This window comes from Pedobacter sp. GW821-FHT01D05 (genome assembly GCF_059422505.1).
On the sequence record NZ_JBWKXA010000008.1, the window covers coordinates 170,805 to 187,837 of the forward strand.

Annotated in this window: 19 protein-coding genes; 9 read left to right on the forward strand and 10 right to left on the reverse strand. The window is 39.0% G+C overall.

Annotated features, from left to right (window positions below):
* Positions 1–39: 39 nt before the first annotated feature.
* From AC07VK_RS23110 to AC07VK_RS23130, 5 genes are all read right to left on the reverse strand, one after another.
* Positions 40–357, reverse strand: coding sequence for a DUF6660 family protein (locus tag AC07VK_RS23110; protein WP_492954252.1), 318 nt, complete (start codon positions 355–357; stop codon positions 40–42).
* A gap of 207 nt (positions 358–564) precedes the next feature.
* Complete coding sequence (locus AC07VK_RS23115; protein WP_492963235.1) at positions 565–1,602, reverse strand: BF3164 family lipoprotein; 1,038 nt, start codon at positions 1,600–1,602, stop codon at positions 565–567.
* Positions 1,599–2,168 (reverse strand): hypothetical protein, encoded by a 570-nt coding sequence (locus AC07VK_RS23120; RefSeq protein ID WP_492963233.1) that lies wholly within the window; start codon positions 2,166–2,168, stop codon positions 1,599–1,601. Before AC07VK_RS23120 ends, AC07VK_RS23115 begins: the two co-directional genes overlap by 4 nt.
* A 7-nt stretch (positions 2,169–2,175) precedes the next feature.
* Positions 2,176–4,560, reverse strand: a complete 2,385-nt coding sequence (locus AC07VK_RS23125; RefSeq protein ID WP_492963231.1) for an outer membrane beta-barrel protein — start codon at positions 4,558–4,560, stop codon at positions 2,176–2,178.
* Positions 4,561–4,776: 216 nt separating this feature from the next.
* Positions 4,777–4,983: a hypothetical protein gene (locus AC07VK_RS23130; protein ID WP_492963229.1), complete on the reverse strand. Its 207-nt coding sequence runs from the start codon at positions 4,981–4,983 to the stop codon at positions 4,777–4,779.
* 351 nt (positions 4,984–5,334) lie between these two features.
* On the opposite strand from AC07VK_RS23130, the gene AC07VK_RS23135 reads away from it, so the two are divergent.
* Positions 5,335–6,087, forward strand: a complete 753-nt coding sequence (locus AC07VK_RS23135) for a LytR/AlgR family response regulator transcription factor (RefSeq protein ID WP_492963227.1) — start codon at positions 5,335–5,337, stop codon at positions 6,085–6,087.
* A gap of 7 nt (positions 6,088–6,094) precedes the next feature.
* Here the strand turns inward: AC07VK_RS23135 and AC07VK_RS23140 are convergent, their stop codons facing one another.
* Positions 6,095–6,247 carry a hypothetical protein gene (locus AC07VK_RS23140; RefSeq protein ID WP_492963225.1) on the reverse strand — a complete coding sequence of 51 codons (153 nt, stop codon included), beginning with the start codon at positions 6,245–6,247 and terminating at the stop codon, positions 6,095–6,097.
* An 89-nt stretch (positions 6,248–6,336) separates the two neighbouring features.
* Between AC07VK_RS23140 and AC07VK_RS23145 the strand changes: the two genes are divergently transcribed.
* Together AC07VK_RS23145 and AC07VK_RS23150 are read left to right on the forward strand one after the other, a co-directional pair.
* On the forward strand, positions 6,337–7,422 hold the full coding sequence (locus AC07VK_RS23145) for a sensor histidine kinase (protein ID WP_492963223.1): 1,086 nt from the start codon (positions 6,337–6,339) through the stop codon (positions 7,420–7,422).
* A 323-nt stretch (positions 7,423–7,745) separates the two neighbouring features.
* Positions 7,746–8,843 (forward strand): acyltransferase family protein, encoded by a 1,098-nt coding sequence (locus AC07VK_RS23150; RefSeq protein ID WP_492963221.1) that lies wholly within the window; start codon positions 7,746–7,748, stop codon positions 8,841–8,843.
* 976 nt (positions 8,844–9,819) lie between these two features.
* Here the strand turns inward: AC07VK_RS23150 and AC07VK_RS23155 are convergent.
* On the reverse strand, positions 9,820–10,695 hold the full coding sequence (locus AC07VK_RS23155; RefSeq protein WP_492963219.1) for an alpha/beta fold hydrolase: 876 nt from the start codon (positions 10,693–10,695) through the stop codon (positions 9,820–9,822).
* 546 nt (positions 10,696–11,241) lie between these two features.
* On the opposite strand from AC07VK_RS23155, the gene AC07VK_RS23160 reads away from it, so the two are divergent.
* On the forward strand, positions 11,242–11,493 hold the full coding sequence (locus AC07VK_RS23160; protein ID WP_492954249.1) for a hypothetical protein: 252 nt from the start codon (positions 11,242–11,244) through the stop codon (positions 11,491–11,493).
* Positions 11,494–11,567: 74 nt separating this feature from the next.
* The gene (locus tag AC07VK_RS23165; RefSeq protein ID WP_477580423.1) at positions 11,568–11,738 is read left to right on the forward strand and encodes a quinol oxidase subunit 4; all 171 of its coding nucleotides are present in this window, start codon (positions 11,568–11,570) and stop codon (positions 11,736–11,738) included.
* Positions 11,739–11,789: 51 nt separating this feature from the next.
* Here AC07VK_RS23165 and AC07VK_RS23170 read toward each other — a convergent pair whose 3' ends face one another.
* The gene (locus tag AC07VK_RS23170) at positions 11,790–12,296 is read right to left on the reverse strand and encodes a hypothetical protein (protein WP_492963217.1); all 507 of its coding nucleotides are present in this window, start codon (positions 12,294–12,296) and stop codon (positions 11,790–11,792) included.
* Positions 12,297–12,327: 31 nt separating this feature from the next.
* The gene (locus AC07VK_RS23175; RefSeq protein WP_492963215.1) at positions 12,328–13,125 is read right to left on the reverse strand and encodes a DUF4382 domain-containing protein; all 798 of its coding nucleotides are present in this window, start codon (positions 13,123–13,125) and stop codon (positions 12,328–12,330) included.
* A gap of 194 nt (positions 13,126–13,319) precedes the next feature.
* Between AC07VK_RS23175 and AC07VK_RS23180 the strand changes: the two genes are divergently transcribed.
* From AC07VK_RS23180 to AC07VK_RS23195, 4 genes are read left to right on the forward strand one after another with little or no spacing between them, the layout of a single operon-like run.
* On the forward strand, positions 13,320–13,607 hold the full coding sequence (locus tag AC07VK_RS23180; protein ID WP_492963213.1) for a hypothetical protein: 288 nt from the start codon (positions 13,320–13,322) through the stop codon (positions 13,605–13,607).
* A gap of 11 nt (positions 13,608–13,618) precedes the next feature.
* Positions 13,619–14,470 (forward strand): hypothetical protein, encoded by an 852-nt coding sequence (locus AC07VK_RS23185; RefSeq protein WP_492963211.1) that lies wholly within the window; start codon positions 13,619–13,621, stop codon positions 14,468–14,470.
* Positions 14,471–14,475: 5 nt separating this feature from the next.
* On the forward strand, positions 14,476–15,150 hold the full coding sequence (locus AC07VK_RS23190) for a response regulator transcription factor (RefSeq protein WP_492963209.1): 675 nt from the start codon (positions 14,476–14,478) through the stop codon (positions 15,148–15,150).
* Entirely contained in the window at positions 15,086–16,468 is a 1,383-nt protein-coding gene (locus tag AC07VK_RS23195; RefSeq protein WP_492963207.1) for a sensor histidine kinase, read from the forward strand. The genes AC07VK_RS23190 and AC07VK_RS23195 overlap by 65 nt, the downstream gene beginning before the upstream one ends.
* 85 nt (positions 16,469–16,553) lie before the next feature.
* On the opposite strand, the gene AC07VK_RS23200 is transcribed toward AC07VK_RS23195, so the two are convergent.
* On the reverse strand, positions 16,554–16,940 hold the full coding sequence (locus AC07VK_RS23200; protein WP_494939838.1) for a hypothetical protein: 387 nt from the start codon (positions 16,938–16,940) through the stop codon (positions 16,554–16,556).
* Positions 16,941–17,033: the final 93 nt, after the last annotated feature.

Consider the following 17,033-nt stretch of genomic DNA (forward strand, 5'->3'; position numbering starts at 1 on the left):
CATGCTTTTCATGGAGAGCTCCATGAGATAAAAAATTGATTAAACGAGTTTAGGCGGTTGCCAAATATCAAGCGGTTGTTTTTTCAATGCAGAGCACTGGAAAACCGGGTATGGTTTCCGGAATACCGGAACAATCAGATCTGTTAACTTTTCGGTTGGAAAGTGTTGACCCACCGAGCAGCAGGCACAGCTGCAGAATGGCGGACAGGATTCTCCATGCATATGCTCAGCTTTTGCATCATCGCTATGCACAGTACTTTCCGTGTGAGACTTGGAAACCATATCTTCCTTATCCTGGCAGGGCATTAGGCCCAGAAGGATCAGATAAATGGAAAAAAGGAATACAAAGTTTTTCACCAAGGGCAAATGTAATGATTAATGTTTTTAATTCATAAAGCCCGTTTTTATTTTAATTCCTGTTCTGTTTTGATGGTTAGAAAATGATCTGTCTATTTATTCATTGATGGTCTTTGCTGATGGAAATTAATACCTTGTGGAATTAAATTTACAATCATGCGCTATCTACCTATCTAATTTAAACGTTCTGATCGCTATTCTGGTATTTTATAAAATGGCAGTATCGATGCTTAATAAGGGTGCGCTACTATTCGAAATGGCGTAGATATATAGCTTCTTTCTATGCGGATCTGCTTTTATTCCATATGCCTTAACATTAAGTTGAATCTTTTTGAGTGGTTTCCCTTTTTTATCGAAGATATAGATTGTTCTGCTAAACGATTTCCTTAAATCTTTCATAGGTTTGCCATCATATAAAGCGTAAACATATTTCTCGTCTGTAGTGAGCGATAAAAAGGCACGTCGGGTCTTCTTGGTATTGACGAGGATCTGGCTACTGCCCATTCTTTTAACCTCATATTCGGGTTCGAACCCCCCAATTCCATGAGTCCGAAATAACATTTTCCCTTGCCTATCATAGCCCTCCATTACATCCGTAAAATAGGACGCTACAAATATCCGATCAGTATATCGATCATAGGTACATGTAGACCTATATTTCATCCCGGTAATATAGTTGCTCTCGGCATCTTCTTTATCAACTGAACCAAAATATTTCAACACTCTAGGGGTCGAATCGATCTTGATCATCAACAATTTGCCCTTGATATTATTGATCGATGTTGCCACGACCAGCGAATCAGAAACTTTGGAGATACTTGTCAGCCCGCGTAATTCTTCTTCCATAATAATCGTGTTCGAAAGCGCATAAGGTTCTTTCTCTTTTTGCCCAAACTGAAAAAGTTTGTTCAGGCTAAAATCGTAGAGGTAGAACGATTTTTGGGTTGAAATAATATCCTGAGGAGCGATCACATCGTCTACAAGCTTGATCTGATCCTGCATTTCAAAATTATTGCTAAATAGATCTACCTGTTTAAGGCTATCAATAAGTATAAGCTCATCCTCATCTGAAAGCGAAAGGTGTTTGATCTTAGCGTTGAAGCCTTTTAAGCTGACCGGTTTTGCGACAGCCTGGATTTGCTGAAAATCGTCATCACTTATGTAAGTGGCATTTTCCAAAAATTTTGGCTCACGGCACGATAAAATGGTTAGGCTTAAGGAGAGGATAATATAGATTTTTTTCATTTGCTTAAGTATGGGATTAATTTTTCAAGGTTTTCCTTATGGTTCAACAGGTCGCCCTTTGCGAGGATCTTCCATTCCTTATTAACGATCATTGCCTTAAAATTGCCATTAGGATCAATCTTATTGGCATTTCCAAAATGGTACTGGGGATCCATAAACATTGTGCAGTCAGGTCCGTAAATACTGTTTGTTACAAATTTTAACTGCGGCAGGCCTGCACCATACCCAATAAACAGTAGCCGTTCCTGATCGATATGGTGCTTTTCGATAAGCAGTTTAGCCTCTTTCAAGTTTGCAGCGCACATGGAGCATCCTCCATCCAGTAAGATCAGCATTCTGTTCATGGGCGTTTTTCCCTTAAGGTATTCGCTTAAGCTAACCGTGGTATCTGAGATGAGGCGAAGCTCGCCTATATCCTTGTTAAATACCAAGGTCTCCGTTGCCTGGCTTTCGAAATCGTCCTCCTTACTAGTAAAATGGTCGATCCCCTTACGGACGATAAAGAATATAACCACTCCTGCTGCGAAGATAAGGAATGATGAGAGTAATGATTTTTTGCTTTGCATAGTCATTCTAATTGTTTTGATCCTCTACTTTGATATTCCTCGTATTTCGTTTAACCTGTATTTGCGCCTTGCCAAAACGGTAACTCAATCCCACATCGAATTTCCTCAGGTAGCTCTGATTTTCCCTGATCTGAAAAGAGTTATACGTGCTCGCCTCGGTAATTAGATACCTATATTTATGAAAGATATTGGCTGCAGAAAAGGAAATGTTCATCCTATTCTTTAGCAAATCCTTGCTTATACTTGCTGAATAATTGTAGAGGCTTGGCGTACTGCCCTGCAACAATAATATCCCATTATTGTAAGAGCCAGTAAGGCTTACACGATAATTGCTGCTAAACCGTTTGGATACAGAAAGGAAAGTATTAAAGTTCATTCTATCCGTTTTATAATAACCATCTATTAATTGTGCGCTCAAAGCTAGGTAGTATAGCGATAGATTGGTATTTACCGATATGTTTTTAGCGATAGTAAAGCTTAAATTGGCATCAAATCCTATCTTATCACTTTTCCCACCATTTCCGAAGGTCTCATTGTAGATATTAAGGGTCTGATCAAAGTAGTTAATAATTTCTACCTTATTTCTCGCTATGGCATAATTTAAGCCCAAATCTAAAGAGAGCTTGCCCGCATAATTAAAATTGAGCTCCAGAATATTACTGATCGACGGTTCCAGATCTGGATTACCATAGCTGACGCTATTAACACTGATCGTATTTCTAAAAGGGTTCAAATGCCAGATATTTGGCCTATAGATCCTGTTGGTGTAATTTAAGGTAAGTGAGCTAAACTTGGTGAGTTTATGCTGCAGCGCAACAAAGGGAATAAAGTTCGTGTAGGTTCGATCAATCTCATTATCTGAAATACCGCTGCTCTCCAAAGTGGTCAGTTCAATCCTAAACCCTAATTTGTAATCTATTTTATTGGTCTTAAACGCTGCTGTATTATAATAGCTATATACGTTCTGCTGGTAGCTAAAATCATTAGAGAGCTTAGTATAGTTCAAACTGGATTGTCTGTTAGAATAGAAATCACTAAAATTCTCTCTGAATATTGATTTAAGGCCTGCCTCAAGCTTTACCTTTTTCTCTACGGAAGTAAAATCGACCTGTGCAATATGCTCATTTCTTCCAGATCCGTTGTACTGGTTAAAATTATACCCAGCTACATTGATGATAGGTAAGAGCTGCGATTCACCATCTAAGAAATCTGCGCTCCTGGCAAAATTATAGGAAAATGTGAGTAGGCGATTTTTATGTTTTCTAAACTTGAGTTCGTAATTGAGCGCTGCATCTACTCCATTGGTAATACTTTGATTGGTATAACCCAGGCGGTAACTGCTCTGTAACTGATTGATATTGGACTTGGTTAAGCGATCAGCAGTACTAGTGGCGTTAAAATGGTTTAAACCAAGGGTTAATGTTAAGAGGTGCAGACTATCAATCTCATAGCTAGAGGAAAGTACACCAGATTGAAAACTGCTCTTACTGGTATTCTCGCCAGATTCGCTTAAGATGGGGGCAGCTGTATTATCGGCATACCGCAGCAGGCTTGAGCTGGTATTTGGCCTTTTTTGGTCGCTGATATTGGCCGATAAATTGACGGTAAACTTGTTTTTTTTAAATGAGATAGAGGTATTTCCGCTAGGTCCGCCTGGGGCACTATATCTCATGCCAAGTCTCACATTGTATTGATCCACTTGCTTTTTAACCATAATAATATTGATAATGCCCCCTACTCCTTCTGCATCATATTTAGATGATGGAACAGTCATTACCTCTATGCTAACAATATCGCTCGCCGGTATACCTTTTAGCACATCTGCGATATTTTTGGAGAACAGTGTAGATGGCTTGCCGTTGATGAGTATCCTAAAATCACTCTCCCCCTTTAAGGTTATTCCTGCTGGGCCACCCATACTGATAAAAGGTACTTTCCTAAACATATCAAAAGTAGAAAGGAACTTACGCTCCGGATCTGCATCAACCTGATAAACGATTTTATCGATCTCCCTTTTGACCAAGGGAGAAGTACTTACTATATTAACCTCATCTAAGAGGATTGTTTTCTTTTTTAGCTTAATTTCTAAGGAGGTATTAGCACTAATGGTTATTGGCACGAGATTTTCCTCAAAACCCACCTTACTTATAATTAGGCTATAACTGCCTGGTCTAATATTTTGAAATTGGAATACTCCATCTTTTGTGGTTGTAAGGGAAATAGAATCTAAGGTTCTTAACGGCCTTAACCTTACTGTTGCCGAAGTAATGTTCTCCGCTGTTGTCAAGTCCTTTACTATGCCTTTGAGAGTATATTGAGTGTCTTGAGCAGAAGCGTTCAAGCTTGCTATTGACAGGATAAAAATGAGGCACCTTAGTGGGTTGCATAACATATAGAGGGGCAAGTGGGTAAAGATCAACTGGTGTTTGGTATTGGATCAGCATTATGATTACATTTTGGTTATCAATAACACCAAGGTAATGGTAAGGGGTATTGGTTATAATATGCTATATTCCTTGTTTTCAATGTAAATAATATCCGGAGCAGTGATTTGCTCCGGATACTGAGACCGTTTGTAAGGCACGTTGTGGGCATGCCTCATATGCTATTACGGCTGTACTTCTACTTCTGCACTTCCTGAAACAAATACTTTGTCTGGGAAGTTCTGGCCATTCATTCCGCAAACTGTAGTCTCTTCGTAAAAGCAGTTACCATCTGTTGCAGCCTGAGTAGCATTAGCCTCTTTTGCAGTTAGCATTAATGCTCCTTGGGCGAACATTAAACCCATTGCGAATAATAAAACTTTTCTTTTCATTTTGTTTTTTGTTTTGTGGTTAATAAAAGATTTGTCCATAGTTCTCTCTTTTAGATGTTTTTTAAAAAAGATTTATACCAAAAGGATGATTTTCTATATATAACCCGTTGCTTTTTATAAATCAATCGGATGTGTAGACGCTATGGCAGCATTTTGAAATAGGTAATTTGGGATCATCTATCGAATGCTGGGATATGATGCGAGCCTATCAAGACCAGAGGCAAAAAAATGTACCATTTCCAATAAATGCAGCCTTACTAAACTTTTTTTCATTAAAAATGTCGATTTTACAATTAGAAAGCCTATTTTACATAAGTAATTATGGTGAGAAAATCTATCTGCTCTTGATGAATGTTTAATTGTGTTATTATCGACGACGAACCTCATGCGCTCGAGGGGCTCAAGGTCTATATAGAAAAGATTCCAAATTTAAATCTAGTGGGCTGGTATACCAACCCTGTTGAGGCGCTCATTAATATCCGCAAGGGTGATCCACTAGACCTCATCTTATTGGACGTAGACATGCCGGAAATATCTGGGATTGAACTGGCCAAGCTGGTAAGAAAGATGACCTCTAAGCTGGTATTTACCACAGCCCACACCAAATACGGCTACGATGCTTTTGAGGTCAAGGCAGATGAGTATCTCTTAAAGCCATTTTCGTTGGCCCGTTTCATGGAAGTCATCCACGAGCTGTTTCCAGAAGCCGATGGCATTAGGCCCAATGGCCTTGTAAGCAACATTCCAGAGGATTTTTTCTTTGTAAAAAGTAAGGAGGATAACCTCAAAATCGTGAAGATCCGGTATTTGGATATCATTGCCGTAGAAAGCAAGCTCAACTATATCCTCATCCATATGAAAGAGCGGAGCGTACTCACCTACATGTCTCTTACTGAAATAGCGGGCCGACTGGCGGCGCAAAAAGGATTTCTGCAATTTCAGAGAAGCTTTATTATCAATACTGACCATATTAACACCATAGAGGGGAACATGATCAGTATGGACAACGGAAAAAAGATCACCGTAGGCGATTACTTTAAAAAGGATTTTCATGAATTTGTATCCAAGCTCTTGTTAAAAACCAAGCGAAAGGGGCAATCCTGAACTTGAATTAATGGATGATTCCGGTTAGAGTAATGGAGATCGTGTTGGTAGTTGGATCGCCATTGGTGGTGGGCTCGGTATTGATGCCACTTGCAAATGATCCATTTGCCTTAAAAATAAAAATTGTACGCTTGGCCAGTTTAATTTGTTTTTGTTTCATCTTTTTGATTGAAACTTAGCTCATGCGTTTGTATGATCGAAAATTGTTATATATAAGGTTTGTTTTTCTATCTATAAAGCATATTTGGTATGAAAGTAGGGATAAAGGAAAGTTGGCTACATGTACTCATATGGTCTATTTTCATTGCTTATGAGAGTATAGTTGTAGGCATCGTCTTTGGGGTATTCGGTAATCCCTTAACTTATATTGCCCATTACGTTGTCATTATTAGCTACTTTTATCTTCTTTCTATTCTTTTGCTTCCTTGGGCCTTGAGACAAAAGGGGAAAGTGTTCTTGAGTGTACCGATAATGTTCTGTGCAGCAATAGCGGGTTATGTTATGGTAAACTTTTGGGTAGATCAGTTATTGCTGTCGATCGGTTCCATTAGCCATGTTGATAAGATCATCTTCAATAAGGGATATATTTTAAAGGAGCTCTACAGATGCATTTATTTTACCGGTTTTTCTACAGCTTACTTTTTTCTGTACAATTATCATCGGGAAAAGAATAAGACCACTGCCCTGGAAAAAATGCGTTTAGAGGATATGATTGCAGAAGAAAAGACGCAACTGGCACTGTCCAAGGCTCAAAATGATTTCTTAAGGGCACAGGTGAATCCGCATTTTTTATTCAACTCATTAAACTGCGTTTATCATAATATCGATCCAGATCCAAAACTGGCCAAAGAGGCTGTGATCATGCTATCTGAGATCATGCGCTATGCTGTCGAGACCTCACATAGCGAAGGACTCATTACGGTTGCCCAAGAGGTAAGCCAGGTGAATAAGTTGATTAGATTGAACCAATTGCGAAAAGTGAGAACACAATTTTTGCAGGTCTATGTTGAAGAGGAGGCTCGGCAATATCTCATGATCCCTTTAGTGATCTTAACGCTTACCGAAAATATATTTAAGCATGGTCAGCTTAGCGATCCCGATCAAGAAGCCGTGATAGCTATATTTACTGGTGAAGGTTTCTTACATATTCAATCCAGCAATAAGGTCAACCCTTCTGCTGTAGCAAATAGTACCAAAACTGGTATACTCAATATTCAGGAGAGACTAAACCATGCTTATGAGGGGCATTTCAGCTTTACCTATGGCACTAATCCAAATGGAATCTTCAATGCTAGTGTAGCCATTAGCCTTGAAGCACTTAATAAACAAATTTGAAGAGATATATTCTAAAACCAGCGTTTCTCAGAATCATCCCAACAATAACCTGGGATCTTTGATAATGCCAAAGTCCTTCAAATATTCTTTCGGCCTAACTAAAATTGATATAAGCGATAATGAAGTTGGTAGTATACTTCACCTTTTTACCTCACATCTAGCGCATGCTTTCCCAATAGCGTTAAAAGGGTATCGCACGTGGTTTATCAGGCAATACATTTGACTTTTCTTAGCTTAATTCATTACGTATCATTGTAGATGCAAAGTTATGGGATAAAGAATGTTGGTTATTTTTATGGCTTGCAATTTTTACAAGCCCTTAAATGAGTACTAATCTAAATGAGCTGGCCACTAAGCCACATTACCCTATATTAGACGGCCTTCGCGGTGTGGCCGCCATAATTGTTGTCACCTTTCACTTAACTGAGCCCTTAGGAACCGGGCACCTCGATATTCTGGTTAACCATGGTTATCTGGCTGTAGATTTTTTCTTTTTATTATCGGGTTTTGTAATGGGCTACGCTTACGACGACCGATGGAATAAAATGAGTGTGGGCAGTTTTTTCAAACGCCGTATTATACGTTTACAACCCATGGTGATTTTGGGGATGACCCTGGGCGCTATCGGATTCTATTTTACAGATTCTACCATATGGCCGCTCATTCATACTATTCCGCTCTGGAAAATGCTGTTGGTACTCCTTATTGGCTACACCATCCTACCTATACCACTATCGCTTGATATTCGCGGCTGGCAAGAGATGCACCCCATGAATAGTGTGGGCTGGTCATTATTTTTTGAATACATTGCAAATATTTTATATGCAGTATGGATCAGAAAGTTTTCCAAAACGGCATTAAGTATCTTAGTAATTATTGCGGCTATCGCACTGGCACATCTGGCCATTACAAACGGCGACGTTAGCGGCGGCTGGACACTGAATGTAGAACAGGTACGTATTGGCTTTACCCGTACCCTATACCCTTTCTTTGCGGGTTTATTACTTTCGCGTGTCGCCAAGCCCACCCAAATTAAAAATGCCTTTTTATGGTGCAGCCTTTTAGTGGCGCTGGTACTTTATATGCCACGCATTGGCGGTGCAGCGCATCTTTGGATGAACGGTATTTATGAATCAGTCTGCATTATAATCTTGTTCCCACTTATCGTATACATTGGCGCCAGTGGGATGCTGCACACACAAAGGGAGCACAGGATCTGCAAATTTTTAGGCGATATATCCTATCCACTTTACTTGGTACATTATCCACTGGTTTATTTTTACGTGGCCTGGATCAGCAACCATAAAGGCACAACCATTGTGCAGGCATGGCCTTATGCTTTGCTCATTTTAATCGGCAGTGTGGTTTTAGCATATGTAACCTTAAAATGGTACGATGAACCAGTGCGCAAATGGTTATGACAAAAGTTTGCCTAAGATTAGATTAGGTTTAAAAGAAGCTGTATCATCAATATAGAATCATCATTCTGTGGGTTAATTTTGTATAAAAATCAATATGGATGGATGACAGCATTGTTTTTGAAGTGATAGGCTGCGAAGAATCGTCATTGATAGAGGTTAGTATTTAGCCAAAAACAAAGGAGTTGGATGATAGGATTTGGCGGTTCGTCATTCCCAACTCGATTGGGAATCGTAATGCAAGCGCTTTAAGATTAGCTTCGCTGAGCACTGCGTGGTTACAGCCTGCGCCTATCGTGTGGACACATCTTTTGTTAATTCTAAATTTGTTTTTTAGTACACATTCATTAAGGCGGTCGTCCTGCTGAATTTATTTCAGCATCTTTCCTGCTATTATTAACTCTAGACACAAATATTGACGTTTCCCGCTCTATGCCGCGGTGGCATGGTACTTTGGAGCGCCAAAGTACCCAAAGCGCTCTGTCAATCCAACAATGGCCTTTCACACAGTCCTACACATATCAAAAAAACAGCGGCACTTCGTTTTGTGTTCAATACTTCTTTAAAACTTTAAATTAGCGTTTATGAACACAAAACCACTGCGTTTTAGGTTTGGCAATGCTATTTGTTCTTTACTGCGACTGTTTTTTTGCTTTCTCCGGCCCTTGGGATTGACGGGCGTTCTTCGGTAAAACCTATGTATGATTAAAGCAGGTCAGCATAACGCCTAAAAACCCATAAATCAAAAATGTGTCCACACGATAAGCCTGCGCGGGAAAGACGACCACTCTATTAAAGTCTGTCATTGATGACCTATCGAAGTCCCTGTTTAAATGCTATATAAAGCGTTTCAACCGCTATTGGTCTTAGCATCTCGCTAAGACCATGTTTAAATACTTTTAAGGCGTTTCGATAATCTCAACCTGACAAATTCGAATGGAATCACAACTTGTGACACAGGCTCTTCTTTTGGCTTATATTACTTTAAAAAATCATTTAGGTAAGCCGATATTGTTTTCGTCTGCATCATTAAGCTCACATGCCCCTGACCAGGAACAATGGCCAAATGCGATTTTGGCATCGCCCCCATATCGGCAAATTTGTCGCCGCCCAGTAATTGGTAGGTTTTACTCAACTCTACTTTATCCAGGCCATCATTATCTCCTGCGATGATTAATACGGGTGAAGTAATTTTCGCAATATTGGCGTCGCCCATATCGAATGTTGTTCCGGCAAAAACAATCATCTGTTCTATGAATTTTGTCCATTTTGTTTTGTCGGGCGCTACGGCATCATATGCCGTTTTCATCGGGGTATTTGCAAACATTTCAGGTTTCATATTTTTAAATGCACCTGCTATTTCAGGTCTCCAGCCAGTACTTTTATAAGTTGAAGAAATGATTACTAATTTTTTTACGCGTTTAGGATTTTGTATGGTCAACTTATAAGCTATAGAGCCACCCATACTGTACCCTACAACATCGGCACTGTCTACTTTTAAATGTTTCATTACACCTTCCACATCATCGGCCAGCACAGCCTGGTCTAATTTCCGGTCTGAAAAAGGTGTGTGCCCATGTCCTTGCAACTCGATGGCAATTACTTTTCTGGTTTTCGACAGTTCAGGTATTAATTCACCCCAGTTTGTTTCGATGGTCATAAAAGCACCATGCAGTAACACCAGTGGTTTACCCTCACCGTATACTTCGTAATAAACTTTAAGGCCGCTAACTGGTGCATAACCACTCTCGGCAGGTTTAAGTTGTTGCCCTTTTAATTGAGGTGCTACAAACATGATAATGGCGAGGAACAGTACTGATTTAAGCATATTACCTGTTTGGATTAGATTTTTCATAACGCTATTTAAATTTAGTTTGAACGATATTAACGATACAAATATGAGGTTCATCTGAGATTTTAACGCGACGTAAAAACGACAACTTCGGTGGCGAATTGCGACATTGTAGATATGAGGGTTAATGCCAATATGCTTAGAAAATTGCAAATGCCCCAGCTAATGGTGTATTGTCATCCTGAGGATATTTTATTGTATAAATATAGATGACAGCGTATTTATATTGCGGCGATAGGCTGTGAGGAATCGTCATTCCCAACTTGATTGGGAACCACGGAGTGCTCATTAATGCCTCTGAAAAAAGGAAAACTTATGAATAATCGTAATGCAATAAGCTTTAAGATTCCTGCCTGCGCAGGAATGACGACCTTTCTTTTGGAATCTGTCAATATAGCTTGTCGAAGGATTTAGTTAAATAACCTTTTGATTAGACTCATTTTTCGATGAGCTTTTTTTATTGAACCTGATCTACCGCTTTTAGTAGTTGCAGCTATCGTGTATATTTGAGCATTAGCTACGAGTGATTACGTTCAAAAACCAGGCAAAATGACACCAAAAGAATTAACGGAATTAACAGATGAGGAGTTGCTGCAAGAAGCAAAAAAAAGGAAATCGGCAGCCATAACCAATGCAATATTAATTGGATTTCTGATCGGTGTTGTATTTTTCAGCGTGTTGAAAAACAGTTTGGGTTTTTTGACGCTCATCCCTTTATTTTTCATCTATAAATTGGCAAATAATTCGAAATATGATAACAAAGAATTAGAAAACCTTTTAAAAGAAAGAGGATTGAAATGAAGGACAGTGGCCAGGAGATCTCTTTTCATTGAAGAACGGTCAGCAATTGGCACAGTTATCGCTTAGTCATGATTATGAAACAGATATATCTTATTGTAGCGTTATCGGTAATGCTGCTTACCAGTGCTTGTTATAGTACCAGAACTGCTGGTAATAGCGGAAAAGTTCCTCCAGGGCAAGCCAAAAAAGGAACAGGTTCAAAATCTGCCAGACCTTTTGCTCCGGGGCAACAAAAAAGAAATTAAAAAAGAAAACCCTCCAAATTTGGAGGGTTTCTTTCTTTATTACACAAACAACTAATGTTTTCCCTTACCGTTTCCATGGCCTTTGCCATTTCCGTTTCCTTTATTAAAATGCGGTGAGGGTTTTCCTTTATTGCCTTTATAAACTTTGGCATTACCCTTAGCCGATGAATATTTCTGGCCTTTGCTTTTTCCGATCGCCGCTTGGCCATGGTTGCCTTTAAATTTGGCATATTTTACTTTGTGGGTTTCGAAATAACGGTAAGGTTGAGGCGAGTTAATTACAACCTTGTAGCCATTATATAAATCATAGCCCCTATATCTCGGTGGAAGGGATGTGGTAAAAACCCAGCCTCCTGCACCCATATAAATAAACTGTTTTTTAGGCACATAATAATAGCTCTCAATATCGGGCAGGTAGTAATAATCTACATAATCGTAGCCAGTTGGACCCCATGCAGGCTGTGCACCTATGTTTATATTTACACTTACCTGGGCCTGAGCTTTAAAAGTAAGGCTGCTGCTTACTACAAGTAACAACAGCAAGAATAGCTTTTTCATCGTTTTAAATTTAAATATGAATAATGGGGTTTTACTGTCTTAAAGTAACCGTGCCCAACAATGTGTTTTGCCCTAAAGCCACTTTAACAGCAGTAATGGTACTATCTCTATAACCAACAACCGGTGCAAATTTAACCGAGTAGGTACCTGAAGATAAGCCACCTACAGTAAATTTACCGGTTAAAGGGTCGGCCACGGTACCTACAGTATCTGTACCAGCAATAACCAATACTTCAGGATAGCTTGCTAAAGGCAAAACAGTTCCCGAAATTAATCCGGTAGTTGCTGCTGCAATTCCGCGTACCACTGGTTTTAATAAATATTTTCCGTTTCCGGTGCTTACGATAGATTTCGCCGCATCAAAGTCTAACAGTAATGTATAAGCAGCGCCTTCAACCAATTCTGGATTAGCGGTTAATTTCACCTTCCAGCCAGATGTTTGCGCGCTCGGCGTTTTAAGTTCCTGCTGAACACCATTTACTACGATTGTATTTCCGGTTTCGTTAAGTACCAGTCTGATTTCGGTAATTTCTCCTGATGGCATTTCGCCCGAAGCAACCAAAATATCAGGATTACTGGTGCCGATCCTAAAATCAAGAATATCGAATATACCGGTACTTGCTGCAAATACATAAGGTTTATCGCCCGATACCAGTACAATCTCTTTTACACTTAAATTAATCTTATCGAAGTTGCCCGGGGCATCGGTCATTTTAATCTGAACTTTAGTTGTTCCCTGGCTTGATTCATTTTTTTTACATCCATAAAAGGCAATCATCCCGATTACGGCGAAGACAGCTAAAATGGTATTTACAAAATTTGTTTTCATAACTGTAGATTTTATTTAAAGTTTTACGCTTCAAAGTTGATGGCCGAAGATGAAAGCAACATGAAATTTAAAATTTATTTTTTTCATCTTAATTTCATGTTGCCAGTCTACTTTTGAAATGTGAGCGCACCATGTATGGTGGTTTTTAGGTAGGGTTTACCTCTTAGGGGGTAAACTTTTTTTATATTTATAAAATGATCCGATTCGCCGTTATTTTTTGCCTGGCTTTTGCCCCCTTATCGGGTGTTTTTGCCGTGCAACAAGATTCTACCACTTTAGCTGTTTCAAACCCACAGAAAGAACAAGTGATTAAAAAACAGGATAAAGAAAAAAAAGACAAACAGCCTGAAAATCAAAAACCAGAGCCACTACAGATCAAAGAAGTACCAAAAGCCAAAAGACAGGTAAAACCCATGGCCGTAAAGCCTAATGTAAAGGTAAAACCCATCAAGATTATTAAACCTAAGATTAAAAGGCCTTAAAGGATAAATCTATGCGCATCCGTCTCTTAATTTTCTTCTCATTTTTGGTCATATCGAATGTAAAGGCACAGCAGGATTCTACAAAAGCTACGCTTACACTTGCGGCCATGTACAATAGTAACATTAACTATTACGGACAGGTTACTCCTGAAAAATACCCGTATGTACTCTTTAATGCTACCTTACGGTTTCCAAGCGGTTTATATTTTTCGGGCGGTGGTTATAAACTCTTAAACTATGGATCAACCATTTCGGAAACAGATTTGGGCGTAGGTTACGATTATGATTTTAATGAAAAATTTACCGCTGGACTTGCCTATACCCATTCTTTTTTTCCGGCTAATTCTCCTTTGCTCCAGGCATCCAACAACAATAACATCAATGCATCGGCCGCCTACCAATGGCCCTGGTTTAAAACCGATCTTAGTCTCGATTTGGCCTTCGGAAAGCAAACCGATGGATTTATCAGTTTTAGCAATTCAAAAGAGATCGAACTGGGAACAGTGTTCAACGAAAAGAATCTTATTTCAATTACGCCAGCCGTAGAGATTACAGCAGGTACCACCCACTTTTACGAAACCTATATCATCGAAAAAAACAAAAGGCAGAACTCGAATGGGAACGGCAAAGGAAAAAGTGATACCGCTCCCGGAATCGTTAACGGGAGTACCACCGAGGTAGTTGAAAATACGGTTAATCAGTTTAAACTATTGTCTTACAATTTTAAGTTACCTTTAAACTGGAGTAATGGAAATTTCCTTGCCGAAGCCAGTTATCAATTCTCCATACTTGGAAACAGAAAAGAAGAAAATGTAAAACACCAGCAGTCTTTCTTTGGTTTAGCAGTTTACTATCAATTTTAATCCGTATGAAGGTATTGATCATAGAAGATGAAAAAACGCTTGCCTTTGAAATGGAAAAGTTTCTTAAAAAGGCTTTCTTCTTGTGCGATCTGGCCCATAGTTTTAAACAGGGTTCTAATAAGCTAGAGTTAAATCAATATGATTATGTGCTGATTGATTTAGGTTTGCCAGATGGCGACGGTTTTGAACTGCTCAGCAAGGCGAAAAAAAGCAATCCGGATGCAGCCTATATTATTCTTACGGCCAGAGGAAAATTAGAAGACCGCGTAGCGGGTTTAGATATGGGTGCAGACGATTATTTAGCGAAGCCTTTTTTTTTACCCGAACTCCAGTCGCGGATGCAGGCCATTGCCAGGCGAAAATTTAAAGTTGACGAAGCGTTAATTCCGCTCGGAAACTTTAACATCGATCTGCAAAAACGCTTCGTATTTTTTGAGGAGGAGCAGATTGAACTTTCGCGCAAAGAATTTGATCTTTTAAGCTACCTTCTACTGCATAAAAACAGGGTGCTTACCCGGATGCAATTGAGCGAACATATTTGGGGCAACTTTGTTGATGATGATTACGACTCGAACTACATTGATGCACACATTAAAAATATCAGGAAGAAATTAAATGTTTACGCCCCTACCGAATGGCTGGAAACCGTTAGAGGCGTTGGTTATAGAATTAAGAAGTAATTTGAAACTATCTACTAAACTTACTTTATTTATTACCGGATCTAAACTCGCCATTGTAGGTCTGTTTATTTTATTGCTCCCTTTTCTGATCGGGCAGGTTGCTTCTAACTACACCAACTTTTCGCTTAGAAACCAGCAGAAAAAAGTACTCCAAAACATCAACAAAAAGGGAATAGATTATTACTTCGAAGGAGATAACAGTTATGGTAGCTATACCATGCTGAAAGATGAATACATTGCACTCGAAACCGTAGCACAAACACTGAAATTAGATACCATACGCGATACCAAGCGTATTGTAGAACAAGATACCATCGCCTATCGGGTACTGAGTTTTACCTTTCAAAAAAACCAAAAAAACTACCTCTTAGAAATCGGTAAAACCACTGCCAGCATTAACCTTTATAATGATGCGCTCCAACGCTTTGCTTTATACGTGCTCATCATTCTTATTGCCCTAAGTATTATTATAGACTTGATTTTTACCCGGCAGTTAATTAAACCACTTGGTCAGATTATCAAATTAAGGCTGACCAACAGTAGGTTTCCCTTTAAAAAGAAACACGGCCATATTAACACCAGTACTCAAGACTTTAAATACCTCGATCATTCGCTCATTTCTTTAATGGACCAGATTAACGAAGCTTTTGAAAAGGAGCGGGAATTTACGGCCAATGCTTCGCATGAGTTTATGACGCCCATTAGTATATTACAAAACAAGATGGAAAACCTGCTTACTGAAGAATCGGCATCCGAAGCGGTACAGGAACACATTGTGGATATGATGAAAACACTGGAGCGGTTAAAGAAAATATCGCGTTCGCTCCTACTCATTTCGAGAATAGAAAATGAGCAATTCTCCAAACAGGATGAGATAGAACCGCAAACACTCTTTAATGAAATAGTGGAAGAAATAGGCCATAGGCTCGAAGAAAAAAACATTCAGATCGGTATCATGCTTAGCCATAATAAGCGTTTACGCCATATCAATCATGATCTTTTGTTTCAGCTCTTTTATAACTTAATTAACAATGCCATTAAGTTTAACAAAGAAAATGGGCGCATACAGATTTCTGATCACCTTGAAAAAGGTTATTATTCCATTCAGGTTAGCGATAGTGGCCAAGGCATTAAAGCAGAAGATATACCACATGTATTTGATCGTTTTAAAAAAACAGGTCATGCCGAAAATGCGGGCTATGGCTTAGGACTTGCCATTGTAAAAAGCATAGCGAACTACCTTAACTTAAAGGTTCAGGTGAATTCAATACTGGGAGAAGGAACAAACTTCAAAGTGATTTTCGAAGTATTAGATTAAAAATATCATTTGTTACGTTTGATATAGATTTCTACTGCAATGGTGACCATGACACAGATGGCAAGAAAAACTATTGTCCAAATCCTCATCGATTTTCCTTAGTATATTCAAAATAAGCTTTTGCACTTGCTAAAAAATTCACCCTGTATAAAGCTAAAGAATAGATAATCAAACCGGTAAACAGGGGAATCTTGCGCTCAATTGCATTATCACTAAATATCGCTGGTATCAGGATCAACATACTTAAAGCAGTAAGTACAGTAAAAAGATTTCGAGCCCAACTATAGCCTTTAAAAACCAGGTAGAGCATCAGTACTGTTAGCATTAACCTAATAATTTGTACTACAAGTTTAGACTTATCTATGTGCCCCAAGGCCACGTGATAAGTTACCAATACATATATGCTGAACAAAAGCATACTTGCCAATGAGCGAAGAATATCGTTCCTGCCCTTTTTTTCAAATTCATCCATGAGAAGCGTCAGATTTTTTTCTGATAGGCGAATATAATCATTAGCCATCCTTTCAAGAAATCATAAAGCGAAAATCCTTACGAAGTTTTAGCC

Coding starts and splice junctions, on each gene's coding strand:
- AC07VK_RS23115 (WP_492963235.1), bottom strand. CDS start 1,602: ATGAAAAAAATCTATATTATCCTCTCCTTAAGCCTAACCATTTTATCG.
- AC07VK_RS23120 (WP_492963233.1), bottom strand. CDS start 2,168: ATGCAAAGCAAAAAATCATTACTCTCATCATTCCTTATCTTCGCAGCA.
- AC07VK_RS23125 (WP_492963231.1), bottom strand. CDS start 4,560: ATGTTATGCAACCCACTAAGGTGCCTCATTTTTATCCTGTCAATAGCA.
- AC07VK_RS23130 (WP_492963229.1), bottom strand. CDS start 4,983: ATGAAAAGAAAAGTTTTATTATTCGCAATGGGTTTAATGTTCGCCCAA.
- AC07VK_RS23135 (WP_492963227.1), top strand. CDS start 5,335: ATGTTTAATTGTGTTATTATCGACGACGAACCTCATGCGCTCGAGGGG.
- AC07VK_RS23140 (WP_492963225.1), bottom strand. CDS start 6,247: ATGAAACAAAAACAAATTAAACTGGCCAAGCGTACAATTTTTATTTTT.
- AC07VK_RS23145 (WP_492963223.1), top strand. CDS start 6,337: ATGAAAGTAGGGATAAAGGAAAGTTGGCTACATGTACTCATATGGTCT.
- AC07VK_RS23150 (WP_492963221.1), top strand. CDS start 7,746: ATGAGTACTAATCTAAATGAGCTGGCCACTAAGCCACATTACCCTATA.
- AC07VK_RS23155 (WP_492963219.1), bottom strand. CDS start 10,695: ATGAAAAATCTAATCCAAACAGGTAATATGCTTAAATCAGTACTGTTC.
- AC07VK_RS23160 (WP_492954249.1), top strand. CDS start 11,242: ATGACACCAAAAGAATTAACGGAATTAACAGATGAGGAGTTGCTGCAA.
- AC07VK_RS23165 (WP_477580423.1), top strand. CDS start 11,568: ATGAAACAGATATATCTTATTGTAGCGTTATCGGTAATGCTGCTTACC.
- AC07VK_RS23170 (WP_492963217.1), bottom strand. CDS start 12,296: ATGAAAAAGCTATTCTTGCTGTTGTTACTTGTAGTAAGCAGCAGCCTT.
- AC07VK_RS23175 (WP_492963215.1), bottom strand. CDS start 13,125: ATGAAAACAAATTTTGTAAATACCATTTTAGCTGTCTTCGCCGTAATC.
- AC07VK_RS23180 (WP_492963213.1), top strand. CDS start 13,320: ATGATCCGATTCGCCGTTATTTTTTGCCTGGCTTTTGCCCCCTTATCG.
- AC07VK_RS23185 (WP_492963211.1), top strand. CDS start 13,619: ATGCGCATCCGTCTCTTAATTTTCTTCTCATTTTTGGTCATATCGAAT.
- AC07VK_RS23190 (WP_492963209.1), top strand. CDS start 14,476: ATGAAGGTATTGATCATAGAAGATGAAAAAACGCTTGCCTTTGAAATG.
- AC07VK_RS23195 (WP_492963207.1), top strand. CDS start 15,086: ATGTTTACGCCCCTACCGAATGGCTGGAAACCGTTAGAGGCGTTGGTT.
- AC07VK_RS23200 (WP_494939838.1), bottom strand. CDS start 16,940: ATGGATGAATTTGAAAAAAAGGGCAGGAACGATATTCTTCGCTCATTG.